This window comes from Candidatus Poriferisocius sp., from assembly GCF_965219815.1.
Classification (GTDB): domain Bacteria; phylum Actinomycetota; class Acidimicrobiia; order Acidimicrobiales; family Bin134; genus Poriferisocius.
Map to the genome: position 1 here is coordinate 2238356 of NZ_OZ244791.1, position 23744 is coordinate 2262099.

Genomic DNA, 23744 nt, shown 5'->3' on the forward strand with positions numbered 1-23744 from the left:
TTGGGGCTGGTGCTCGTGGCAATCTGTCGAGGTGAGCTACTCGCTTCACGATTTTCGCGAAGACGCCTTCGGGGGCATCACTGCGGCGGTTGTCGGTCTCCCTACGGCATTGGCGTTCGGGGTGGCGTCGGGGTTGGGTGCAGTGGCCGGTATGTACGGGGCGATCGCCTTGGGGCTGTTCGCGGCAGTTTTCGGCGGGACTCGGGCACAGATATCGGGGCCTACCGGCCCCATGGCTCTGGCCATGGCGGTGGTGGTCACCAGCCATGCCGAGAGCCTCGAAGAGGCATTCACCATCGTGGTCATGGCGGGGTTGCTCCAGGTCTGCCTGGGAATGCTGCGAATCGGCCGCTTCGTGGTGTACACGCCCTACTCGGTGGTGTCGGGGTTCATGTCTGGCATCGGGGTGATCATCATCCTGGTGCAGACCCTGCCGTTCTTGGGGGCGGACGTGGAGTTGGGCGGGCCGATTGACGCGGTCCGCTCTTGGCCCGACGTGTTCGGCGACGTGAACTTCAGTTCCTTGGCGATCGCGGCAATCTCGCTGGGTGTTTGCATCTTCTGGCCCCCTCGCCTCCGGGCCTTTGTTCCCTCAATGCTGATGGCGCTGATCGTCGGGACGCTGCTCAGCGTTCTGTGGCTCGGCAACACTCCGGTCATCGGCGACGTGCCCACCGGCTTGCCCGGTTTCGAGCTGCCCGAGCTGTCCGGCGACGTGCTGGCCGGGGCTGTGCAGCCGGCTCTGACCATCGCACTTCTGGGCTCCATCGACAGCCTGCTCACCTCGCTGGTGGCCGACTCGATGACTCGCACCAGCCATCAGCCCAATCGAGAGCTGATCGGCCAGGGCATCGGCAACATGATGGTCGGATTCATCGGTGGAACGCCTGGAGCAGGGGCCACCATGGGCACAGTGGTCAACATCCGGGCCGGCGGCCACAGCCGGGTCTCGGGCGTGCTGCGGGCGCTGATCCTGCTGGCCCTGGTTCTGGGCCTGGGAACCTACGTGGAGGACATTCCCCATGCCGCGCTGGCCGGCATCTTGATGAAGGTGGGCTGGGACATCATGGACTGGCGGTTCTTGACCAGGGTCACCCGCCTGCACCGGGAGCACCTGTTCATCATGTTCGCCACCTTCGGCTTGACGGTGTTCGTCGACTTGATCACCGCGGTGGCCATTGGCCTGATCATCGCCGGCATGACCCGCTCTCGGCAGTTCGAGCGCCTGGAGATGGACAACGTGGTCTCCGTGCCGATCTTGGACCAGCTGTTCTTCCAAGAAGAGGTGACGCCCTCCGATGAGGGGGCAGACCCTCATGCCGCCCGAGTGGGCATGGTTGCCTTTCGGGGGAGTTTCTCGGTGGCGTCGTCCAACAAGATCATCAACACCGTCAGCGTGGACATTCGGGACCATGAGGTGGTGATCTTCGATTTCTCCGAGACCATCTACCTGGACGACAGCGCCGCATTGGTTTTGGAGCAGCTCATCGACGCCGCCTTCGATCAAGACACCGAGTGCATCGTGATGAGCCTCACCGGGTTGCCCGCCCGCACCTTGCAGTCCCTCGACGTGCTCCAGCGGGTTCCCGAGGATCAGATCGTCGGAACCCAAGACGAAGCCCGAGCAGTGGCCAGGCGGCTGCTCGAGGACTAGGAATCCAGTAGATCAAGAGTTCGGGCAATGAGCTCCGACTGCTCCTGGGCGTGAACGGCGCCGCTGCCGGTGGCCGGGCTAGACGACTCGTTGCGGCTGGCCCGAAGGATGTCGCAATGGTCTCCGAACGCCTCATGGAGATGGCCCTTCACGTAGTTCCACGGTCCCATGTTCTGGGGCTCCTCTTGGAGCCAGACGATCTTGTCGATTTGGGGGTAGTGGCCGAGTGCTTCGGCCAAGGCGCTGGCTGGCCAGGGGTAGAGCTGTTCCACTCGCACAACCGCCGCAGTGGCGCCCACCCGGTTTCGCTCCGCGATGGCCTCATGGCTGATCTTGCCGCTGGCCAGCACAACGCCGGTGACTTGCCGGGGATCGAAATCGCCGGGATCGGACAGCACCGGGGAGAACCAGCCATCGGTCAAATCGCCCACCGGTGACCGGGCGTCTCGATGGCGCAGCAGTGATTTGGGCGTGAACAGCACCAGCGGCTTGCGCTTCGAGCGCCTCGCTTGGTCTCGGAGCAGGTGGAAGTACTGAGCCGCAGTAGACAGGTTGGCCACTCGGATGTTGTTCTCGGCCACCGATTGCAAGAACCGCTCGATCCGCCCCGAAGAGTGCTCTGGCCCCTGACCCTCGAAACCATGGGGAAGAAGCATCACCAGTCCCGAGTGTTGGTTCCACTTGTCCTCGGCCGACATGACGAATTGGTCGATGATGATCTGAGCACCATTGACGAAGTCGCCGAATTGGGCCTCCCAGAGGACCATCGCATTGGTGTCGCCCACGGAGTAGCCGTATTCGAAGCCCAGTGCTGCGTATTCCGAGAGCAGCGAGTCGTACACCCACAACTTGGTACCACTGCGGGCCAGTTCGGCCAGCGGGCAGTGCTCCCGGGCCGTTTGGTTGCACACCAGGGTGCTGTGGCGATGGGAGAACGTTCCCCGGCGAGAGTCCTGGCCGGCCAGGCGGATCGATGTTCCCTCATCAAGTAGGGTGCCGAAGGCCAACGCCTCGGCTAGCCCCCAGTCCACCATGCCCTCGGCCATCATCTTGTCTCGGGCCTCGAACTGGCGGGCCAGTTTGGGGTGGAGCACAAACCCGTCGGGCACCGAGGTGAGCACGTCGAATACCCGCCTGATCTGCCTTTCCGACACGCCGGTGTCCACGGGGGGTGCAACATGGGGAGTGGGGTCGGCCAGCCCTTCCGAAATGGACAGCTGAAGATCTCTGCTGGCGGCATTCGCAGATCCAACGGTTTCCCCCAGCGATTCGTCCGAGGTGTGGTCCCGGGTTTCCTCCAGCGCCTTCTGGAGCTTGGCCCGGAATTCGTCCATGGCCTGTTCGGCCTCGTCCAGGGTGATGTCCCCCCGTTTCACCAGCGATTCCACGTACCGCTTTCGCACCGAGCGGTGGCTCTCGATCCGCCGGTACATCTCCGGCTGGGTGTAGCTGGGGTCGTCGGCCTCGTTGTGCCCCTGGCGGCGGTAGCACCACATGTCGATCACTACGTCTTTGTGGAAGTGATTGCGGTAGGCCAGCGCCAAAAGGGCCACTCGGGCGCAGGCCTCGGGATCGTCGCCGTTTACGTGGAAGATGGGCGCTTGGATCATCTTGGCCACATCCGTGCAGTAGTAGCTGGAGCGAGCCGACTCAGCCGTGGTGGTGAACCCCACCTGGTTGTTGATCACCAAATGCACGGTGCCCCCGGTGCGATATCCCTCGATCAGCGACAGGTTCAAGGTTTCGCTCACCACCCCCTGACCGGCAAAGGCGGCGTCGCCGTGGACCAGCACGGGAAGCACCGGATAGCGGTCATCATCGTCGGCCGCCTGGCCCCTCACCAGCCCGCTGACCGGGCTGTGTTCGCCTTGGTCGTGGTTGAGGTCGTCCAAGCGGGCCCGGACCATGCCCTCCACTACCGGGTTCACCGCCTCCAAGTGCGACGGGTTGGCGGCCAGCTCCACTGGAATGCGGTTGCCCGCCATGCTCTCGAACTCCGAGGTCATTCCCAGGTGGTATTTCACGTCACCCGACCCCTGGGTGGACGACTCATCCAGGTTCCCTTCGAACTCACCGAAGAGCTGTCCGTAGTCCTTGCCCACGATGTTCACCAGCACATTGAGCCGTCCCCGGTGGGCCATGCCCATGATCGCCGAAGCCATGCCCAGGTCGGCGGCCTTTCCCAGCACCGAATCCAGCACCACGATGGCGCTCTCGGCTCCCTCGATCCCGAAGCGCTTCTGGCCTACGTATTTTGTGTCCAAGAATCGCTCCAGCGCCTCGGCCGCGTTCAGCCGATCCAAGATGTGCAGCTTCTCTTCCAGCCCCGCCGGAGCGCCCAGTCCCTCCACCTGCTCTTGGATCCACTGCTTCTCGTCGGGATCCTGGATGTGCATGTACTCCACCCCGACGGTTCGGCAGTAGGCATTGCGGAGCACGTGCAGGATCTCGCCCAGTGGCATCTTGCCGTCGGGCTGGCCCATGTCGATGCCGCCTAGCCCGGTGGTGAGGAACTCCCGGTCGAGGTCCCAGATGGTGAGGCCGTAGGTGGCTGGATCGAGCTCGGCGTGCATCTCGGGTTCGTTGGCCGACAGAGGGTCGAGGTCGGCGATGAGGTGCCCTCGCACTCGGTGCATGTTGATGAGCGCGTTCACCTGCACTTGCTTGGTGATCACGGCCTGCTCTCGGTCGAGGGGCAAGATGTCGGGCCGCCAGCGAACTGCCTCATAAGGCACGCCCACCGCACGGAATATGTCGTCGTAGAAGTTGTGCTTGCCCAGCAGCAGTTCGTGAACCGCGCCCAGGAACATCCCCGACTCGGCACCCTGGATGATGCGGTGGTCGTAGGTGGACGACAGGGTGATCACCTTCGACACCCCCAGGTCGGCCAGCGTTCGGGAGTCGGCGGCCTGATAGGCCGTGGGATAGTCAATAGTGCCCACGCCGACGATGACCCCTTGGCCGGGCATGAGCCGGGGTACCGACTGCACCGTGCCCAGGGTGCCGGGGTTGGTGATGCTGACGGTGACGCCCGCAAAGTCGTCGGGGCTCAGATCATTGCTCCGCACTTTGCGGATCATGGTGTCGTAGAGCTCGACGAAGTTGGGGAAGTCCAGCGTGTCGGCTTCGGGCAAGCACGGCACCAGAAGTGAGCGGGACCCGTCGGCCTTCTCCACGTCTACGGCGATGCCCAGGCCGATGTGGGGATGGCGCACCACCCGAGGGCCGTTGTCGCCATCGAGGAAGGTGGAGTTCATCACCGGCATGTGGCGGGCGATGGCCTGCACCACGGCGTAGGCGATTAGATGGGTGTACGACACCTTGCGGCCGTCGGTGCGTCCCAGATAGCCGTTGACGATCCGGCGGTTCACGTCGAGCAGCTTGGCCGGGACTTCCCGGAAGCTGGTGGCAGTGGGGACGGCCAGGCTGGCCTCCATGTTGCGGGCAATGCGGGCCGCCGCCCCCCGCAGCGGGTCCCCTGGATGAGGCTCAGGGGCTTCATCGGGCTCGGGCGCCGGCAGGAGCGGGGTCGCCGGGGCGTCCGAGTCGGGGAGAACCCGGTCGGGTCGGTAGTCGGAGAAGAAGTCCTGCCAGCTCTCGCTGACCGACTTTGGGTCGTCCAGGTACTGGCGGTGCATCTCGTCCACCAGCCAGGCGTTCTGGCCGACTATCGACTCCGGGTCTGGGGCCATGGGGAGAGTCTATGAACTTCGGGACCACTAAGGTTCTGGGAGTGCGGCTGGCCACCTGGAATGTGAACTCCCTGAATGCCCGCATGCCCCGAGTAGAAGAGTGGCTTGAGCTGGCCGAACCCGATGTGCTGTGCATGCAGGAGACCAAGATGGCCGACGATGCATTTCCAGGCCTGGCCTTTGAGGCAATGGGCTACGAGTGGGCTCATCACGGACAGGGAAGGTGGAACGGGGTGGCCATACTGAGCCGGGTGGGACTGGCCGATCACGGTAGCGGGTTCGCCGACGGCGGCGACGCCGATCCCGATGCCCGCATCGTGTGGGCCACCTGTGGTGGGGTGCGAGTGGCCAGCGCCTACATCCCCAACGGGCGGGAGTTGGGCCACGACCACTATCACTACAAGCTCCACTGGCTGGGCCGGCTCCGGTCTCATCTCGAGGCCAACGCCGATGCCAACGCGCCGGTGGTGGTGGCCGGCGACTTCAACGTGGCCCCGGCCGACAACGACGTATGGGACATCGCCGACTTCGAAGGGCTCACCCATGTGAGTGAGCCCGAACGCGAGGCGTTTGGCGCGGTGGCCGACTGGGGACTGGTGGATGTGTTCCGCCAGCGGTGGCCCGACGACGGCTTGTACACCTTTTGGGACTACCAGGCGGGACGGTTCCACAAGCGCCAGGGCATGCGCATCGACATGGTGATGGCCACCGAGCCGCTGGCCCAGCAGGTGACCACGGTGCTCATGGACCGCAACGCCCGCAAAGGGGAGAAGCCGTCGGACCACGCCCCGGTGGTGGTCGACTTCGACTGGGACGAAGCTGCCAGGGGGGCCTGAGGCCGCGATGGTATTTGCCGCCGAAACGGGAGGGTTCGACCTCCTGGTCTTTTGGGTGAACATCCTGGTGCTGGTGGCTGTGTCCCATCTCTTCGGTCTGGTGATGAGAAGAGTGGGGTTGCCCTCGGTGGTGGGAGCGCTCCTGGCTGGTCTGGTGCTGGGGCCGTCGGTGTTCGGGGTGGTGTGGGAGTCGGGCTTCGAGTGGTTCTTGCCAGAGATCGGCCAGGGCGCGCAATGGACCTTGCTCGCCGCCGTTAGCTGGGTGGGGGTGGCCCTGCTGTTGGTGGTGACCGGTTTCGAGACCGATTTGGGGCTCATCACCAAGCTGGGGCGGTCTGCACTGCTGGTTACCGCGGGCAGCCTTGTGGTGCCGTTGATCGCCGGCATTGTGGTCGGCCTGCTGCTGCCCTCCCTGTTCTTGGGCGAGGATGCTGAACGGCTCACGTTCACGCTGTTCGTGGCCCTGGCGCTCGCCGTGTCGTCTTTGGCGGTGGTTGCCAAGATTCTGAGCGAACTGGGCCTGATGCGCCGGGACTTCGGCCAGATCACCGTGGCCGCGGGCATGGCCAATGATGTGATCGGCTGGATCTTGTTGGGCGTGTTCACCGGCTTGGCCACCTCAGGCGGAGTGTCGGCCGGGCAGGTGTTGGTCACGCTGGGGGGCATTGCGGCATTCGGGGTGTTGGCACTGACAGTGGGCCAGCGTCTGGTGGACTTGCTGTTGCGGCAGGTGCGGCGCACTGGGGGCAGCCTGGCCGCGGCACTGGGCGTGGCCATAGTGACCATGCTGGGATTCGGAGTGGCCACAGAGTGGCTGAAGGTGGAAGCGGTGTTGGGGGCGTTTGTCGCCGGGGTGGTGCTGCACCGGTCCCGATTCCAGCACGAGGACGTGATCCACCACCTCGAAGGCCTGACCAACGCCTTGTTCGCACCGGTTTTCTTCGCCACCGCCGGCTTGCAGGTAGATCTCCGCTTGTTGAACAACGCCGAGGCCCTTTGGTGGGCCTTGATCGTGCTTGCGGTGGCGATCGTCTTCAAGTTTGCCGGGGCCTACGGCGGCGCCCGCCTCGCGGGCCGCACCCACCGGGCGGGACTGGCCTTGGGCGCAGGACTGAACGCCCGAGGGACCCTCGAGATCGTGATCGCCACCGTGGGGTTGAGCGTCGGAGTATTCAGCCCCACTGCCTTCTCGGTGATCGTGCTGGTGCCGGTGCTCACTTCGCTGTTCGCCTCGGCCACGCTGCGAGGGGTGGTGAACAACTGGCAGGGCACCCCCGATGAGCAAGAGCGGCTGGGCCGAGAGCAGGCGCTGAGCCGCAATCTGGTGGTGCGGACGTCAAGGCTGCTGCTGCCCAGCCGCGGCGGCCCCGAGTCGATTGCCGCGGCCCAAGTACTGCACTTCGCTTGGCCGATCGAGGCCGGGGCCACCGTGCTCACCGTGGGCGACCGAGACGCTGAAGTGGACATCACGCCACTGCGCAACGTGCTGCACGACCGGGCTTTGGAGCACCGCCGGGTGCGTCACGACGACCCGGTTCGAGCCATCATCGATGAGAGTCGGCTGGGGTTCGGCGTTATCGGGCTGGGTGCTCAGGACTACGCCGACACCATGCAGGTAATCTCGCCCCTGGTAGATGGGGTTCTGTCGGAGAGCCCCATCCCGGTGGTGGTGGTGCGCCGGGCGAGGAACCAAGACCGCCCATTACCGGGGGCGTATAGCCGGGCGGTGGTGCCGGTAACCGGCAGCCCGGTGTCGCGGGCCGCCCAAGAGGTGGCCTTCAACCTCAGCGCCCAACTCGGCACCGAACTACACCTCGCTCACGTCAACACCATTAGGAGCGAACCCGCAGGGCTGCCGTCTCTGTTCAGCCGCCGGATGATGGCCCGAAGCGGTTCCATCATTGGGGTGCAGGTGGTGGCCCAAGCCGAGTCGCTCGCCCTTGAGCTGGGGGCAACAACCCAGACGGTAGTGATGGACGGCACCTCGCCGGCCGATGAGATATTGAAGCTGGCACGGGACATAGAAGCTGATCTGGTGGTCATGGGCGCCAACCTCCGCAGGGTTGGCGATCGCCCCTTCCTGGGCCACCGAGTGGAGCAGGTGCTCCGGGACTGCGACGCCACCGTGGTGGTGGTGCTCATCCCCTTCGATCTCTAGACCGCACTGAGGATGTTGTTGAGATACGGCGAGGGGGAGCGGTCCGCGATCCGGTCCCCAAATGCCCGCTGCGAGGCCCAGTGGCAGTGCAGCTCGCGCTCGGCTCGGGTGATGGCCACGTAGAGCAGCCGCCGTTCTTCGGCGACCTCGGCTGGTGTCTGGGCCCGGCTGATGGGCACCAGACCTTGTTCGAGGCCGGCCAAATGGACAATGGGCCATTCCAGTCCCTTGGCGGCGTGGAAAGTGGCCACATCCACCGCGTCGGCGCTGACTGGAGGGCTGGCGCCGTCGGGGAGGCTGGCACCGTCGTCGGTTTCGGTGCGTTGGGTGTCGATGCGAACCCGATAGGGAATTCCGGCCTGGCGCAGGGCGGTCGCCAGTTTGGCGGTCTGGGCATTGGTGCGGGCCAGCACAGCCATTGAGGACCAGGCCGTCTCGGGCCCCTTGGCGTCGCGCAGAGCACGGGCGATGGTGCCCGCCTCGTCGAAGTCGTCGGCGTGGGTGCTGACGGTCGGCCGGGGCCCGTCGAGGCGGTGGGAAACCAGTGAGGCTGCCCCCGGGGGCAATACTGCTCGGCCCGCGGCCAGGATCTGGGGGGTGGAACGGTAGTTGTCCAGCAGATCGAGCACTTCTGCTCCCGCGAACCATTCCCCAAACCGCTCGATGTATTCGGAGTCAGCGCCGTTCCAGCTGTAGATGGCCTGGTTGGGGTCGCCCACCGCACAGAGGTCGTTGCGATCTCCCAGCCAGGCCCGCAGCAAGTCGAACTGGAGCTTGTTCACGTCTTGGAACTCGTCGACGAAGAGGTGCCGGTAACTCCAGCGGCGGGCCTCCGCGTAGTCAGCGTCGTCGGACAGGTCCCGCAGCGCCAAAATCAGCAGGTCGTCGAAGTCCACGACTCGCCGCCTGGTTTTCTCGGCCTCGTATCGCTGATAGAGCTCGACGATCATGGCGTGGTCCAAAGCTGGCCAGCGGTTAAGGCTGGCTGCGGCGGCGGGGTAGCCATCGGGGGTGATGCGGCGGGCCTTGGCCCATTCGATCTCGGTCACCGCGTCCTGCACCTCGGCCCTGGCCAGCCGCATTCCGGCCTGCTTCGCCGCCCTAGCCGCTAGGCCTCGCTTGTCTTGGAGCAGTTCTGGGGGTCGAACCCCCCGCTCGGCCCAGCGGGTGCGCAACTGGGAAAACGCTGCGCTGTGGAAGGTACCCGCGCTCACCGATTCCCTCAGTCCCATCCCAGCCAGGCGGCTTCGCAGCTCATCGGCCGCTTTGCGGGTGAATGTGAGGGCCAGCGTGCGTTTGGGGTCGATGGCCCCAATCTCAGACTGGTGGGCAATCCGGCGGGTGAGCACCCTGGTCTTGCCGGTGCCTGCCCCCGCCCGGATGCACAGCGGAGTCTCCGGTGCTTCCACCGCCGCCTGCTGCCGCTTGTTCAGCCCCTCCAAGAGCCCCTCCAACCCGGTCACCCCACCAAGGTACCGAGGCCAGTGACAGTTCAGATCGCACAGTCATCCGGGTTGATGGCATGCCCTGGGAATAGTGGGAGGATGGAGGGGATGGTTGCGGTGTCGCGGGAGCGGTTTGAGGAGTTGGTGGGACAGGCGCTGGACACCATTCCCGATGACCTTGGCCAGATGATGGAGAACGTGGTGGTGCTGGTGGAGGAAGAAGGGGAGGACCCGGATATCTGGGGGCTGTACGACGGAATCCCGCTCACCGATCGGGTCGACTACGGCGGGGGAGAGATGGTGCTGCCCGACCGCATCTACATCTATCGGCTGCCGATCTGCGAGGGGTGCAGTAGCGAGGCCGAGGTGGTGGAGGAGGTCCGTGTGACGGTCATCCACGAGGTGGCCCACCACTTCGGCATTGAAGACGACCGCCTGCACGAGTTGGGCTGGGCCTGATCAGGGCGGTTGGGGAAAACGCGGGTACTGTCCGAGCGGTGGAGAGTTCAGGAGGCAGCATGGGACCGCTCAATGGCATTCGCGTGGTGGAGATCGCCGGCATCGGGCCGGGACCGTTTGCCGCCATGATGCTGGCCGATTTGGGGGCCGATGTGGTGCGGATCGATCGCGCCGACCGGGTCCGAGACGAGATTCCCGACACGCCCCATTTCGACGTGCTGAACCGAGGGCGCCGCAGTGTGGGCGTCGACCTCAAACATCCAGACGGAGTGGAGACGGTGTTGAAGCTGGTGGAGAGCGCCGACGGGCTGATCGAGGGTTTCCGCCCCGGCGTGGCCGAGCGTCTGGGCATAGGTCCCGACGAATGCCTGGCCCGCAATCCCCGGCTGGTGTACGGGCGGATGACCGGTTGGGGCCAAGACGGCCCGTATGCCTCTATGGCTGGCCACGACATCAACTACATCGCCCTGTCGGGAGTGCTAGGAGCCATCGGCCGGACTGGGGAGGCGCCGGTACCGCCGGTGAACCTGGCCGGCGACTTCGGCGGGGGAGGAATGCTGCTGGCGCTCGGGATGGTGGCCGGGATGCTGGAAGCCCGCACCTCGGGCCAAGGCCAGGAGGTGGATGCCTCCATGGTGGAGGGCTCGGCCCTGCTCATCACCATGATCTACGGCATGCACGGCCTGGGAGCGTGGGGGCCCCGAGGCACCAACCTGCTGGATACCGGAGCTTGGTTCTACGACGTCTATGAGTGCGCCGACGGCGAGTACATCTCACTGGGCTCGCTGGAGCCTCAGTTCTTCGCCGAGATGGTGGAGAAGCTGGGAATCGATGCCGATGGCATCGACCAGAATGATCGTTCCACATGGTCGGAGATGCGGATCCGGCTGACCGAGGCAGTCAAGGCCAAGACCCGGGACGAGTGGTGCGAGATTCTCGACGGCTCCGACGTCTGCTTCGCACCGGTGCTCAGCCTGGCCGAGGCTCCGGAGCATCCCCACAACGCCGCCCGGGGCACCTTCGTGGAAGTGGGGGGAATTCCCCAGCCCGGCCCGGCCCCCCGGTTCAGCCGCACTCCGCCCCAGGTTGTCCGTCCTGCCCCCCATCCTGGTGAACACACTGCCGAGGCGCTGGCCGATTGGGGTTTCGATGCCGCTGGGGTGGCCGCGCTACAAGAATCGGGGGCCGTCAAATAGTGGGCACGATGGTGAACTTCCACGCCCATCCCGACGATGAGGCCATCGCCACTTCGGGCACCATGATGAAGGCGGCCGACGAGGGCCACCGGGTGGTGCTGGTGGTGGCCACCAAAGGAGAACAGGGTGAGGTGGCCTCCGACGCGCTGAGCCCGGGCGAAACGTTGGGCGAGCGGCGAACTGCGGAGACCCATGACGCCGCCGGGATAATCGGCGCCCACCGGGTGGAGTTCTTGGGCTACGAGGACTCGGGCATGGCTGGCGACGAGGCCAACGACAACCCAGCCTGCTTCTGGCAGGCCGATTTCGACGAGGCGGTGGAGCGGGTGGCCGGGATCTTGGCCGAGGAGTCCGCCGACGTGCTCACCGTGTACGACGACCACGGCGGCTACGGCCACCCCGACCATATTCAAGTCCACCGGGTGGGGGTGGAAGCCGCCCGCCAGGCCGGGGTTGAAAGAGTGTTCTACGTCACCATGAACCGCACTCAGATCAAGCGCCAGATGGCCGAGGTGGAGTCGTTTGCCGAAGCGATAGAGGAGATGGACGCGGAGCAGGTCGAGCGGTTTGAGGGCGACGATTTCGGCACCGAGGAGGCCGACATCACCCACGCAGTAGACGTGAGCGCCTATCTGGAGCGCAAGCGGGCCGCCATGTTGGCGCACACCAGCCAGATCACCGCCGAGTCCTTCTTCGGCACCATGACCGACGAGCAGTTCGCCGACGCGTTCAGCACCGAGTGGTTCGTGGCTCCTGGACCGCCCCGGACAGGCGACTTCGCCACCGACCTGTTCAGGTGAGCACCGCGTCGGTTCTCGCCGCCACGCAACTGGCCGGCTTCCACGACTGGTTCTCCTGGGTGGTGATGCTGGCCAACGCCGCCGCCGGCGGATGGGCTCTGGGCGCCCACTTTCGACCGCGGTTGCGGGGCTGGCCGTTGTGGGCGTTCATCGCCGCCGCCCAATGCACCGTCTTCGCCCAGGTGATCGTGGGCGTGGTGCTGGAGAACCGCTCGGGGGCCGATCCCGGAGACCTGCACCGCCTCTATGGCTTCGCGGCCATCGCCGCGGTGGCCATTGTCTACGCGTACCGAATCCAGCTCGCCCACCGGCGTGAGCTGCTCTACGCCGGCGGCAGCTTCTTTCTGGCCGGTCTGGCCATCCGGGCCATGATCCTCAGCTAACCCAGGATCGCGAACCACTTCAGAGGTTTACAACGGGGCAGGTGAGGGTTCTGGTGATGCCGTCCACCATCTGGATCTGGCTCACCACCAGACGGCCCAACTGGTCCATGGACTCAGCCTCGGCCTTGGCGATCACGTCGTAGGGGCCGGTCATGATCTCAGAGATCACCACGCCATCGATCTCGCGGATGGCCTCGGCCACCTGACGGGCCTTGTCCATTTCGGTTTGGATCAAAACATATGAGCTGACACCCACGTGACTACACCTCCAGTTGGCTATCCCGCATCGTAACCAAAGATCGGCTCCGGTGGGATGGCGGGCTGGACGCAGCGCAATGATGTAGGGATATGAACCGCGCTCCGGACAACCCGTTTCTTGCCGCATCTTCTTATGGCATCGCCCACGGACGGTGCGACCAGCAGGACAACGTTCCCTGGCGGGGGCCCGAAGGCCCTACTGAGGTGCTCGACGAGGCGGGCGATCTGCAATACGCCTGGCTCGGCCCGGGTCATTTCGGCCACCTGACTTCGGGGCCCTACCCCGACGGCCGGCGGGTGGTGTGGAGCAACGGCCGGCAGAACATCGCCAAGCTCGACTACGAGACCCTTGAGTTGCTGGCCGACCATGAAATCGTCGGCGGGGAGGGGCGCACACCCGTAGTCGAGCTGGAGGAATATCTCCGGGGCTTTGACGAGAAGGACGGCTGGGAAGCCGTCGAACACGCCATCGAGATGTCGATGAAGTTCATGACCGGAATCGACGGGGTCTATGCGCTGCTCGACTGCGACCACACCCTGTTCTTGGGCCGCAAGGACCACGCGGTGGCCTATGTGGAGACCGATCCGTCTGATCCGTTGTCGCCCATTGTGGAGCGGGACCGGTGGAACAAGCCCGACCACATCGAGGGTTTTTTCGTGGGGATGAACATGACCTTTGACGGGAAGCTGGTGATGTCCACCGACCATGGCTGGGTTGTTGTGCTTGAGCGCGACTTCAGCGCCTACCACGCGCTCCAACTCCCCGGCGGGGCCGAGGTGGCCGCCGAGTACTGTGCCCAGCGGGCGGCAGAGCGGGGCAATACGGGTTACGGCTGGGTCCGCACGAGCATTTGTGTGGACAGCGACAACGGCATCTACGTGTCGTCCAACGACCACCACCACAAGCTGCGCTGGACGGGATCCGAGCTCACCGATGATCCCGCTTGCGGCTGCTGGATGGTGCCCTACCGCAACGGCGGCGGCTACGGCTCGGGCACCACGCCCTCGCTGATGGGCTTCGGCCCCGACGAGGACAAGTTCGTGGTGATCGGCGACGGCGACGAGGTGGTCAATATCACCCTGTTGTGGCGAGACGAGATCCCCGACGACTGGGAGCAGCTGCCCAACGCGCCCGACCGGCGCATCGCCGGCATCGGGCCGGCCAACATGGGCAATCCCGATCTGGCCGAGATCAAGACCGAGCAGTCCATAACTGTGGCGGGATACGGCGCCATGACGGTGAACAACGAGCCGGCCTCCATACCCGAGGGCTTCCCCGCGCAGGGTGCCCGGATGCTGTGCTTCATGCTCGGCCACAAACCCGAGTACCAGCCCCACGGCCTCCACAAGTACGAGTGGGATTCAGTGGCCCGGGAGCTGAAGGAGGCCTGGGTAAACCTCGACATCTCCTCGCCCAACTCTGTTCCCTTCGTGGCTGAGGAGAGCGGCCTGGTGTACACGTGCGGGGTCCGCGACAAGAAGTGGACCATTGAGGCCGCCGACTGGGCTACCGGGGAGTCCCGGTTCCACTACGTGCTGGGAGGCTCAAAGTTCAACACCATCGGCGCGGGGGTGACCGTGGACGACGACGGCCGGCTGCTGTTCGGCTCCATGTACGGCAAGACCCGCGTCCTGCGGGGTCCGGGCTAGCCGCAGTCTGCTGCTCTGCCCCAACAACACGCCGCTAACGTGCCCAACATGGCGACGGTGCTGGTGACCGGGGGAGCGGGCTACATCGGCAGCCATACTTGCGTCGCTCTGCTGGAGGCCGGCTACGAGGTGGCGGTGCTGGACAGCCTGGCCAACTCCTCGGCCGCCGCCATCGATGCGGTGGGGGAGATCGCCGGCCGCCGCCCTCGCCTCGACATAGCCGACTGTCGGGACGAATCCGCGCTGGAGAAGGTCATGGTCGACGTCCGCCCCGACGCGGTGTTGCACTTCGCGGGCCTCAAATCTGTGCCCGACTCAGTGGCCGACCCGCTGCGGTACTACCGCCACAATCTGGACTCGGCCGCCGTTCTCTTGGCTGTGATGGAGCGCAGTGGGGTTCGCCGGATCGTGTTCTCTTCCTCGGCCACGGTTTATGGGCTGCCTGACGAACTGCCGGTACCTGAGACGGCCACAACCCGCCCGGCCAATCCCTACGGCTGGACCAAGCTTCTCATCGAGCAGATGATCGCTGACGTGGTTCGGGCCGACCCCCGCTGGTCGGCGGCTTTGCTTCGCTATTTCAACCCGGTGGGCGCCCATCCCAGCGGGCTGATCGGGGAGGATCCCGAGGGCATTCCCGGCAACTTGATGCCCTACCTGCTCCAAGTGGCCGTAGGGCGCCACCCCCAACTGCCGCTCTACGGCACCGACTATCCCACCCCCGACGGCACTGCCTTGCGCGACTACATCCACGTGATGGACTTGGCCGGTGGCCATGTGGCCGCCTTGGAGTACTTGGAGGCCTCTTCCGGGGAAGCGCACACCTACAACCTGGGCACTGGCCAGGGTGCCTCAGTGTTGGAGGTTGTCGCCGCCATGCGGGAGGCCACCGGCCACCCCCTGCCCTATGAGGAGCTAGACCGCCGCCCGGGCGACGTGCCCGAGTTGTGGGCCGATCCGGGCAAGGCACTCAAGGAACTGGGCTGGTCGGCTAGCCGGACATTGGCAGAAATGTGTCGAGATGCCTGGGCCTGGCAGTCAACCCATCCGCTGGGATACCGGTCCCAGACATAGGGAGATCGCGCCTCACGCCGGGGGAGGGCTCTAGGGTGTGGCGCTGATGGCTGACTACGGGTTCCGGCGGAAGCTGATCGAGGTGGCGTTGCCGTTGGATGCGATCAACGCCGCGTCGGCTCGGGAGAAGTCGATTCGCCATGGCCATCCTTCGACTTTGCATTTGTGGTGGGCTCGGCGGCCGTTGGCGGCGTGTCGGGCGGTGTTGTTCGCGTCGTTGGTGGATGATCCGTCGGCCCGGCCTGATGAGTTCCCCACTGAGGAGGCGCAGGGCGCGGAGCGGGAGCGCCTGTTCGGGCTGGTGGAGCGGTTGGTGCAATGGGAGAACAGCGGCGACGCCGGGGTGCTGGGCGAGGCTCGGGCGGAGATCGCCAAGTGCTGCGATGGTGAGCTTCCCTCGGTGTTGGATCCGTTCGCGGGCGGCGGGAGCATTCCGTTGGAGGCTCAGCGTTTGGGGTTGGAGGCTCATGGGTCGGATTTGAATCCGGTGGCGGTGTTGATCAACAAGGCTTTGGTGGAGATTCCGCCAGTGTTCGCCGGGCGGGCGCCAGTGAACCCCGGTGACCGTCAGAGCGCTGGTTTGGGGTCGTGGCCAGGCGCGTCGGGTTTGGCCGCGGATGTGCGCTGGTACGGCCAGTGGATGCGCGACCGGGCCGAGGAGCGCATCGGCCATCTGTACCCGCAGGTCGATCTGCCTCCTGAGCACGGCGGCGGCGAGGCGACGGTGATCGCGTGGTTGTGGACCCGCACGGCGCGGTGTCCGAATCCGGGGTGCGGGGGCGAGGCGCCGTTGGCGTCGTCGTGGTGGCTGTCGAAGAAGAAGGGCCGGCAGGTGTGGGTGGAGCCGGTGGTGGACCACGCGGCCAAGGCTGTCCGGTATGAGATCGGCGGCGGTGAGGGCGGGCCGCCGGAGGCGCCCAAGCAGGGCCGGGCCCAGTTCCGCTGCGTGTTCTGCTCTTCGGCCATGCCCGGCGACTATGTGAAAACCCAAGCCCAGACAGGCGGGCTCGGCGCCCGGCTAATGGCCGTCGCCGCCCAGGGCGACCGCCGACGCGTCTACCTGCCGCCCGACCCGTACCACGAGCAGGCCGCTTGCATCCCGCCGCCCCCTGACCCGCCTGCTGGCCGTCTGCCGGATGAGGCGCTGGGTTTCCGGGTGCAGCGCTACGGCATGGGGGAGTGGGCCGATCTGTTCACGCCCCGCCAGCTCACCGCCCTGTGTTGTTTCGCCGACCTGGTGGCCGAGGCCCGCGAGCAGGCCCGCGCCGACGCTCTGGCCGCTGGGATTGGCGACGACCCGACCCCGCTGCGAGACGGAGGCACCGGCGCAACAGCCTACGCCGAGGCCGTGTCGGTGTATTTGGCATTTGCGGTTGATAGGGCAGCGATGGCTGGCAATTCGCTTTGCCGGTGGAATCCAGTTGGGGAGAAGGCACAGCATTTCTTCGGGCGGCAAGCCGTTTCCATGATTTGGGATTATGCAGAGGCGAATCCGTTCTTCACTTCCACTGGAAGTTTGGAGACTGCCTTTTCCATTGTTGCCGATGTACTCCAATCCCTGCCTTCTTCTGCTCACATCGCTGGAAAGGTGAACCAATTAGATGCCGCAGCTTCGGTGTCTGGTCCGGTGGTGGTGTCTACGGATCCGCCGTATTACGACAATATCGGGTATGCGGATTTGTCGGATTTCTTCTATGTGTGGCTGCGCCGCACGGTGGGCGGGGTGTTCTCGGATGTGTGCTCGACTTTGCTGGCGCCCAAGGGGCAGGAGTTGATCGCGGCGCCGTACCGCCACGGCGGCGACAAGAATGCGGCCGAGGAGTTCTTCGAGGACGGGCTGGGCGGTGTGTTCGCCCGGTTGCGCGATGCGCAGGATCCGCGGTTCCCGTTGAGCGTGTATTACGCGTTCAAGCAGGCCGAGACCGCGGATGGGGAGACGGCGTCGACGGGGTGGGAGACCATGCTCACCGGCCTGCTGCGCGCGGGCTTTCAGATCACCGGGACGTGGCCGGTGCGCTCGGAGCTGGCCAACCGGATGCGCTCGCAGCAGTCCAACGCGTTGGCGTCGTCGATTGTTCTGGTGTGCCGGCCCCGGGCGGATGGCGCGCCGTTGGCGTCGCGCCGTGAGTTCTTGAACGCGCTGGCCGTGGAGCTGCCCGCCGCGCTGGCCGACCTCCAGAAGGCCAGCATCGCGCCGGTGGATGTGGCGCAGGCCGCCATCGGCCCGGGCATGGCGGTGTTCTCCCGTTACAGCCGGGTGATCGAGGCCGACGGCGCCCGAATGGGAGTGCGGGCCGCGTTGGCCGCCATCAACCGGGTCCTCGACGAGACCCTGGAGGCGACCGAGGCCGACTTGGATTCCGACACCCGCTGGGCGCTCACCTGGCACGCCCAAAACGGCTTCGAGCCCGGCGACTACGGCCAGGCCGAGCAGCTCTCCAAATCCCGCAACACCTCGGTGGACGGCCTCGTGGAGGCCGGCATCGTCGAATCCCGGGCCGGCCGAGTGCGCCTCATACCCCGCCACGAGCTCGACGAGAACTGGTCTCCCGCCTCAGATGAGCGCCTCACCGTCTGGGAGATCGCCAACCACCTCGCCTACCGCCTCGAGACCCGAGGCGAGCAAGCCGCCGCCTTACTCCTGCGCCAAGTCGGCGGGCTCGCCGACTCGGCCCGCCACCTCGCCTACCGCCTCCACCACATTTGCGACCGCAACGGATGGGCCGCCGACGCCCTCGCCTACAACAGCCTCGCCGCCGCCTGGCCCGACCTCACCCAACAAGCCCAAAAACCCCCCACCGAAAACCAGGCCAACCTCGACCTCGATACCTGATTCGGCGTGCATCTTGTCTCGCGCCTAGAAGTCGCCCGATGGCGGCGCGGGCCGCAGGGCTGGCCGATGCGGTTAGCGGTTCAGCCACTCCTCCCGTGTGTAACCTGCTTGCTTGAGCAATCGAAGCAGGAACGGGCCGGCAATCTCACTGTCGTTGGGGATGACTTGTCTGTGGGCACCCTTGATCATGTACTCGTGATTGCCTCCTGACCATGGTCCGAGCCATCCGCGTTCGGTCAAGAACCTGATGAGTTCGCGGCGGGTGGTTGGAGGGACCCGCCGGCTCATGTAGGCGCAGCGACAAGCCCGTTGTGAAACGTGGGTATCGGCTGCCCGAGTTGCTGGCCGAGTTCGACCCATCCGTAGAGCACCTGTCGAAGTTTGCTGCGGGCCTCGTCGGGAGTGGAGCCAAAGGCGGATGCACCCTGGCACTCAGGGTTCTCGGCCCACCATCCCACGAGGACTCCATCATCATCTCGAACCTCTTCGGTGGACGCCCCCGCAAGGGCAGCATCCAACCAGCACTCAAGCGGAAGCTGGGCCGTGGGCTGTGACATGCCTGCACTGTAACACCGACAATCGGCTCTCAGCCCGGCACGCCTTATTGCCAATCTCCCACAAGGCGGCTTGAGGATCCCCTCTTTTCGTGGGGGCATACTCTGCAAGGAGGAGCCATTGAGGTTCCCCCCTTTTCGTGGAGACATGCTCTATAAGGAGGAGCTATGTCCAGACCGCGAAGAGATTATGACCGGGAGTTCCGTGATGGGGCTGTCCGGATCGTCAAGGAGACCGGCCGGCCGGTGGCCCACGTCGCCCGGGAGCTCGGCGTCAACGAGGGCACGCTCGGGAATTGGGTGCGCCGGGACCGAGACGAGCGCTCGGGCGGGCTGAGCGGCGACGAGCGGGCCGAGCTGGCCCGGCTGCGCCGCCGGGTCGCCGAGCTGGAGATGGAGCGTGATGTGCTCAAACGATCCGTGGTCCTTTGGGTCAACGAGGCGACGCGGTGACCGCAGGGTTCATCGCGGCCCAAAGGACCGACCACGGTGTGCCTCACTCTGTGGCTTGCAGAGCGCTGGGCGTGGCGGAATCCACGTTCTACAAGCACCTCGACCGGCCGCTGACCGATCGGCAGCGGCGTCGCCGGGCGCTGGACGCCGAGGTGAAAAAGGCGTTCGACGAATCGGACGGCACCTACGGGTCGCCCAGGGTGCGCGCCCGGCTGCGACGCGATGGCCTGTCGGTGTCGAAGAAGACGGTGGAGGCCTCGATGGCCCGCCAGGGCCTGTGCGCCCGCCCCAAACGCAAAAAGGGCCTCACCAGCCCCGACAGCTCCCATGCGGCCCCCACAGACCTTCTGGGCCGCGACTTCAGCGCGACAGGGGTCAACCAGAAATGGTGCGGCGACTTCAAACAGGTTCCCACCGCCGAGGGCCCGGTGTTCCTCGCGACCGTCGAGGACCTCTACTCCAGGCGCATGGTCGGCTTCGCCACCTCCGACCGGTACCCGACCGCCGAGCTGGCCAAACAGGCCATCAACACCGCGGTCGCCACCAGAGGCGGCAACGTCAAAGGCGTCATCTTCCACTCGGACAAGGGATCGCAATACACCTCAGAAGCCTTCGCCGCCGCCTGCCGGCGGCTCGGCATCTCACGGTCCACCGGAAGAACCGGCAACGCGCTGGACAACGCGCCGGCCGAGTCGTTCTTCTCCACCCTCCAACACGAGCTCATCTCACGCCGAGCCTGGACCACCAGAGCCCGGGCCCGACGAGAAATCACCCTATGGGTCCACACCTGGTACAACCAGCACCGCCTCCACTCCGCAATCGGAATGACCAGCCCCGTAGAATACGAACAGGCCCACAACCCCGACCCTCAAAAACAAACTCTCCACGATTAGGGGGGAAGCTCACCATGTTTACCGGGTGTGGTCAGAGGATCTGAAGTTTGGGCGCCGCGGGTCGGAGAGGGTCATGTCTTTGGGGTTGTTCAGGCAGGTGGATGCCACCCTTCATGTCGCGCCTCAGCTCTCGCCCGTGGCTATCCCCAAACGGGTGGCCTGTTCCCGTAAGGGGCGTGCTAGCTCTGATCCGATGCTTCCGAGCAACTCGGACACGACCTCGCTGAGTGAGTCGCCTGCCAGAGTTGCCCCTGCGGTGAAGGGTGCGGCATCGGTGTTGGCCAGCAGGTGGGTTACGAGTCTCGCGGCATGCTCGGGGTGTGCCGCGATGTGGTTGACCGCTTCTGGTTGGTAGTCGGTTCGGTTCAGCTCCCTGATCGCCATCGAGTGCTCGCTCACCGATGCTTTGTGTCGGCAGGCCAGGTCTGCTGCCTCGGGGAATCGGTCGCCGAGGCACACCGCCCAGTCCACCAGGGCCGTGGCCTCGCTATCGGTCATGGCTCTAGGGACGCTGCGGAGCCGGTTGGCCCAGTATTCGCGCATCCAGGAGTCCCATTGGGCGTCGGCGGCGCTGGTCGGCAGGTGGGCCAGCCCGTAGGAGACTTGCTTGATCCACCTGACGCGGCTGTGTTCTTCTGCCGTGGCGGTGTAGCGGTCGAGCCAGCCCTGTTCGATGGGGTTGATCCCGGAGAAGATGGCGACCTCGGCCAGGCGCAGGTGGAAGTGGTTGCCGGTGTCGCCGCGATGCGATCCGAGATGTTCGGCCATGGCCACATACATGTCCAAGAGCCCGATTTCGAGCAGCTTGGTCGGTCCGGGCCGGTTCATCAGGTAGCCGTCCCAACAGCGAATCGCCCGTTCCGTGTCTTCCTCGGGGTCAAGTAGGGGCAGAATGTTGGCCCGACACCATGGATCGTCTGTTTGGAACAGAAAACTGATCCTGCTGGCCAGCAACACTTGGGCGAGCTGGGAGGCGATGCCGCTCCCGCTGGCCATTGCCTCCAGCGCCGGTCTCAGCTCGTCGGGCAGGCCTGCCCATTCCCCCTCAGTGCTCTTGTACTCGTGATCGATAAGACGGAGCGCGATCTCGGCCAAGTGTCCGGCCCAATGGTTGATGGCGTGGGTGAGCGGCCCAAGACTGCTTCCAGTGATGCCGGTCCCTGCGAGCCAATGAGCGGTGCTGGCATCCCAGATGTCGGTTAGGCGTTCGGTAAGGGCTCGGCTGGAATCACCGCTCAGCTCTGCCCCGGCCAAAGCCCGCAGCACGGTTTCGGCGACCTGCTGGCCTGCTTGTTGATCATCAGGCGGATCAGCGCCGGTGAGCAGGTCAAGCACCTGGATTCCATCTGTTGGGTATGCCTTCACTGTGTTTTCCAACCAGTGGAGCGCATCCTCCCAGCTGGGCTCTCCGGACCAGGGATCTCCCCGAGCAGAGAAGCCCAACAGGTGGCGGATCGCGCCTGCGGGATCGTGGCCGATCTTCTTGTGCAGGTCATCGGGATCACCCTGAAAAAGCGATTCTTTGCTTTCGACAGTCGTCCACGAGAGGAAATCCATGTGCTCGTACCGCTGCCAGTCGGGGTGTCTCTCCTTAATGGCAGCCACAGCTCGACGGCCGTTCTCCGCCTCAGGGGCGTGCCGCGTGATCCACTCCAACCAGATGAAGGCGATCCAATCGGCGCGCTCAGTCGCCTCAGGTGTGTTCTGCTCTGGTGCCCCGGGGTCTCCGGCAGTGATCAGTTCCACCAAGCGGTCGATGCTCTCCGGCGTTGCCTGTGGCAGCGCGACCGCCGCGAGCCTCATAGCCTCGTGCCTCAGATACGGTTCGAATAGCCAGCCTGCCTGGCAGAGTTCGGCGATCTTCCGGTTTGGGGTTACATCTTGGCGCTCGGCCCAACCGTGGACGGCCAATCGCCGCAACAGCGTCACCGGAGAATCACCCCATGACCTCAGGTAGTGGGGGGCACATTCAGGAGAATGCTCAAGCAGTGCTTCCAACACGTCTCGGGCAACTGTTATGAGGGCGTCCAGCCAGTCGTGTTTCCACTGGTCCTGCTCGTGGTCTTCGATGGCGCTTCTCGCGAAGCTAAGCGCGTCCGATATGCCCTCTTCGTTCCTGCTGGCCGCAGCTATCCGGTGAGCAGCCCGCAGGTGGTGGTCTACGATCACCGCTATGTCTACCGCCAAGTCGGTTTCAGCGAGACATGGCTTTACTGTGCCGTTCCAGGAGTATCTGAACATGTCAAGGCGGTCTGACCTTGGGAATGCGAGGTCGTCGATAAAGTCGGATGCTTCGGGCTCGAGCAGACAATCCAACAGGAGCAGGGCCTCATGTCGGTCCTCCTGGAGGTCGCAGTCTTCCAGGAGCCGTTCCAATAGGTGATCGCCTTCCGCAGGAGCTTGGTCGATAAGAAGCGGGAACCACTTCTTGGTGTCTTTTGCAGCGTCGCCCCCGTTTTGCAGCAGCATTCCAGCCCGCGATGCCAGGCTTTGCCAGAGACTGGGACTGAACCGGCCTCCGCTATTGCGAAATACCCTCAGCGCCTCCCGGCGAGCCCCTGAGTTGCCACCGAACGCGTAGTTCTCAATGAACCACTTGGTCCAAGGGTCGGGGTGTCGGCGTTCCGTCCTGGGGTCGAAGATGGCGAGAAACCCTGGTCGCTGCCCAGCCCACCGCAGCCATTCGATGCCCTGAGCGTTCTCAGTGAAAAAGCGCAGCCGCTCGGGCGATTCAACGGTCTCCTCAAGATACGACTCGTCTTCTCGCGACAACGGGGGCGTGCCCTGGACAATCTCCTTGGCCCGCCGCTCATGATCAAGGGCGCCCATGCGGGAGCGCTCAGCCCATTTCTCCAGCAGCAGCGGCAGGGCCTCATGCGATCCGTACCTGATGGGCTGGATACCTCGGTCTTGCCAGCTCTCGCTCATTACCTGCTGGTCGTCGCACAATGCGTACCGGTTGCCCGATTCTGTGGGCAGCGACCGGGCCAGGTACTCCATGAGGGTGTCGTTGTGGCTGTAGCCGATGAATAGCACGGTGTTTTGGCGGAACACCCGGCTCAAGAACTGCGCCGCGGTCCACGGGGCCTCCAGGTATGCCTGTCCGAAGCCTGCGTCGGTGACCACTAGGTGCTCCGGTGGCTCTTTGACCGATCCGTGGAGGTACACGATCCCGGTGAAACCGTCCCGCTGGGGAAACGCCAGAGAGGGGAACTCGTTTATGCCGTTATCGGACAGGTCAGTCAGGCAAGCAGACAAGTGGCGGTCGTAGTTCGTGGTCACAAGCCGGGGCTCGGGAGAGGCGAGGGCCAGGCCGGCGATAGCCATGTGCAGGGTATTGGGCTGGGAATTGGGGCTTCCGATGATTTCGCTCACCCTCAGATGGACATTGACTCCGTTTCTGTCC

Annotated in this window: 17 protein-coding genes; 12 read left to right on the forward strand and 5 right to left on the reverse strand. The window is 65.1% G+C overall.

Annotation, left to right across the window (positions count from 1 at the left end; all coding sequences use genetic code 11):
• Nucleotides 1-31: 31 nt before the first annotated feature.
• Nucleotides 32-1654, forward strand: a complete 1623-nt coding sequence (locus ACOQPI_RS10750; protein WP_420619640.1) for a SulP family inorganic anion transporter — start codon at nt 32-34, stop codon at nt 1652-1654.
• Here the strand turns inward: ACOQPI_RS10750 and ACOQPI_RS10755 are convergent.
• A complete protein-coding gene (locus ACOQPI_RS10755; protein WP_420619641.1) occupies nt 1651-5346 on the reverse strand; it encodes a multifunctional oxoglutarate decarboxylase/oxoglutarate dehydrogenase thiamine pyrophosphate-binding subunit/dihydrolipoyllysine-residue succinyltransferase subunit in 3696 nt (1231 codons plus the stop codon). The genes ACOQPI_RS10750 and ACOQPI_RS10755 overlap by 4 nt on opposite strands.
• Nucleotides 5347-5387: 41 nt before the next feature.
• Here ACOQPI_RS10755 and ACOQPI_RS10760 point away from each other — a divergent pair, with 41 nt between their 5' ends.
• Both ACOQPI_RS10760 and ACOQPI_RS10765 read left to right on the forward strand, forming a co-directional pair.
• On the forward strand, nt 5388-6182 hold the full coding sequence (locus tag ACOQPI_RS10760) for an exodeoxyribonuclease III (protein WP_420619642.1): 795 nt from the start codon (nt 5388-5390) through the stop codon (nt 6180-6182).
• Between the two features lie 7 nt (nt 6183-6189).
• The gene (locus tag ACOQPI_RS10765) at nt 6190-8340 is read left to right on the forward strand and encodes a cation:proton antiporter (protein ID WP_420619643.1); all 2151 of its coding nucleotides are present in this window, start codon (nt 6190-6192) and stop codon (nt 8338-8340) included.
• Here ACOQPI_RS10765 and ACOQPI_RS10770 read toward each other — a convergent pair.
• Nucleotides 8337-9803, reverse strand: coding sequence for an ATP-dependent helicase (locus tag ACOQPI_RS10770; RefSeq protein WP_420619644.1), 1467 nt, complete (start codon nt 9801-9803; stop codon nt 8337-8339). The two genes, ACOQPI_RS10765 and ACOQPI_RS10770, sit on opposite strands and share 4 nt — an antisense overlap.
• A 90-nt stretch (nt 9804-9893) precedes the next feature.
• On the opposite strand from ACOQPI_RS10770, the gene ACOQPI_RS10775 reads away from it, so the two are divergent.
• The 4 genes from ACOQPI_RS10775 to ACOQPI_RS10790 are packed head-to-tail and all read left to right on the forward strand — an operon-like array spanning nt 9894 to nt 12623.
• On the forward strand, nt 9894-10244 hold the full coding sequence (locus ACOQPI_RS10775) for a metallopeptidase family protein (protein ID WP_420619645.1): 351 nt from the start codon (nt 9894-9896) through the stop codon (nt 10242-10244).
• A 59-nt stretch (nt 10245-10303) separates the two neighbouring features.
• Nucleotides 10304-11440 carry a CaiB/BaiF CoA transferase family protein gene (locus tag ACOQPI_RS10780; RefSeq protein WP_420619646.1) on the forward strand — a complete coding sequence of 379 codons (1137 nt, stop codon included), beginning with the start codon at nt 10304-10306 and terminating at the stop codon, nt 11438-11440.
• A complete protein-coding gene (locus tag ACOQPI_RS10785) occupies nt 11440-12240 on the forward strand; it encodes a PIG-L family deacetylase (protein WP_420619647.1) in 801 nt (266 codons plus the stop codon). The genes ACOQPI_RS10780 and ACOQPI_RS10785 overlap by 1 nt, the downstream gene beginning before the upstream one ends.
• On the forward strand, nt 12237-12623 hold the full coding sequence (locus ACOQPI_RS10790) for a hypothetical protein (protein WP_420619648.1): 387 nt from the start codon (nt 12237-12239) through the stop codon (nt 12621-12623). The genes ACOQPI_RS10785 and ACOQPI_RS10790 overlap by 4 nt, the downstream gene beginning before the upstream one ends.
• A gap of 19 nt (nt 12624-12642) precedes the next feature.
• On the opposite strand, the gene ACOQPI_RS10795 is transcribed toward ACOQPI_RS10790, so the two are convergent.
• A complete protein-coding gene (locus tag ACOQPI_RS10795) occupies nt 12643-12858 on the reverse strand; it encodes an Lrp/AsnC family transcriptional regulator (RefSeq protein WP_420619649.1) in 216 nt (71 codons plus the stop codon).
• 113 nt (nt 12859-12971) lie between these two features.
• Here ACOQPI_RS10795 and ACOQPI_RS10800 point away from each other — a divergent pair, with 113 nt between their 5' ends.
• Genes ACOQPI_RS10800 through ACOQPI_RS10810 form a run of 3 tightly spaced genes read left to right on the forward strand, consistent with a single transcriptional unit; the run spans nt 12972 to nt 18438 of the window.
• Nucleotides 12972-14531: a hypothetical protein gene (locus ACOQPI_RS10800; protein WP_420619650.1), complete on the forward strand. Its 1560-nt coding sequence runs from the start codon at nt 12972-12974 to the stop codon at nt 14529-14531.
• A gap of 48 nt (nt 14532-14579) precedes the next feature.
• Complete coding sequence (galE, locus tag ACOQPI_RS10805) at nt 14580-15605, forward strand: UDP-glucose 4-epimerase GalE (protein WP_420619651.1); 1026 nt, start codon at nt 14580-14582, stop codon at nt 15603-15605.
• Nucleotides 15606-15651: 46 nt separating this feature from the next.
• Nucleotides 15652-18438: a DUF1156 domain-containing protein gene (locus ACOQPI_RS10810; protein ID WP_420619652.1), complete on the forward strand. Its 2787-nt coding sequence runs from the start codon at nt 15652-15654 to the stop codon at nt 18436-18438.
• Nucleotides 18439-18722: 284 nt separating this feature from the next.
• On the opposite strand, the gene ACOQPI_RS10815 is transcribed toward ACOQPI_RS10810, so the two are convergent.
• Nucleotides 18723-18995 (reverse strand): type II toxin-antitoxin system HicB family antitoxin, encoded by a 273-nt coding sequence (locus ACOQPI_RS10815; protein ID WP_420619653.1) that lies wholly within the window; start codon nt 18993-18995, stop codon nt 18723-18725.
• 165 nt (nt 18996-19160) lie between these two features.
• Between ACOQPI_RS10815 and ACOQPI_RS10820 the strand changes: the two genes are divergently transcribed.
• Both ACOQPI_RS10820 and ACOQPI_RS10825 read left to right on the forward strand, forming a co-directional pair.
• Entirely contained in the window at nt 19161-19445 is a 285-nt protein-coding gene (locus tag ACOQPI_RS10820; RefSeq protein WP_420618060.1) for a transposase, read from the forward strand.
• Nucleotides 19442-20338 (forward strand): IS3 family transposase, encoded by an 897-nt coding sequence (locus ACOQPI_RS10825; protein WP_420618059.1) that lies wholly within the window; start codon nt 19442-19444, stop codon nt 20336-20338. The genes ACOQPI_RS10820 and ACOQPI_RS10825 overlap by 4 nt, the downstream gene beginning before the upstream one ends.
• Nucleotides 20339-20461: 123 nt before the next feature.
• On the opposite strand, the gene ACOQPI_RS10830 is transcribed toward ACOQPI_RS10825, so the two are convergent.
• Nucleotides 20462-23713 (reverse strand): DUF4020 domain-containing protein, encoded by a 3252-nt coding sequence (locus tag ACOQPI_RS10830; RefSeq protein ID WP_420619654.1) that lies wholly within the window; start codon nt 23711-23713, stop codon nt 20462-20464.
• Nucleotides 23714-23744 lie beyond the last annotated feature (31 nt).

Bases quoted from the DNA above. Each gene is read 5' to 3' on its own strand.
- galE (WP_420619651.1), top strand. From the start codon at position 14,580: ATGGCGACGGTGCTGGTGACCGGGGGAGCGGGCTACATCGGCAGCCAT.
- ACOQPI_RS10765 (WP_420619643.1), top strand. From the start codon at position 6,190: ATGGTATTTGCCGCCGAAACGGGAGGGTTCGACCTCCTGGTCTTTTGG.
- ACOQPI_RS10755 (WP_420619641.1), bottom strand. From the start codon at position 5,346: ATGGCCCCAGACCCGGAGTCGATAGTCGGCCAGAACGCCTGGCTGGTG.
- ACOQPI_RS10820 (WP_420618060.1), top strand. From the start codon at position 19,161: ATGTCCAGACCGCGAAGAGATTATGACCGGGAGTTCCGTGATGGGGCT.
- ACOQPI_RS10775 (WP_420619645.1), top strand. From the start codon at position 9,894: ATGGTTGCGGTGTCGCGGGAGCGGTTTGAGGAGTTGGTGGGACAGGCG.
- ACOQPI_RS10780 (WP_420619646.1), top strand. From the start codon at position 10,304: ATGGGACCGCTCAATGGCATTCGCGTGGTGGAGATCGCCGGCATCGGG.
- ACOQPI_RS10815 (WP_420619653.1), bottom strand. From the start codon at position 18,995: ATGTCACAGCCCACGGCCCAGCTTCCGCTTGAGTGCTGGTTGGATGCT.
- ACOQPI_RS10810 (WP_420619652.1), top strand. From the start codon at position 15,652: ATGGCTGACTACGGGTTCCGGCGGAAGCTGATCGAGGTGGCGTTGCCG.
- ACOQPI_RS10800 (WP_420619650.1), top strand. From the start codon at position 12,972: ATGAACCGCGCTCCGGACAACCCGTTTCTTGCCGCATCTTCTTATGGC.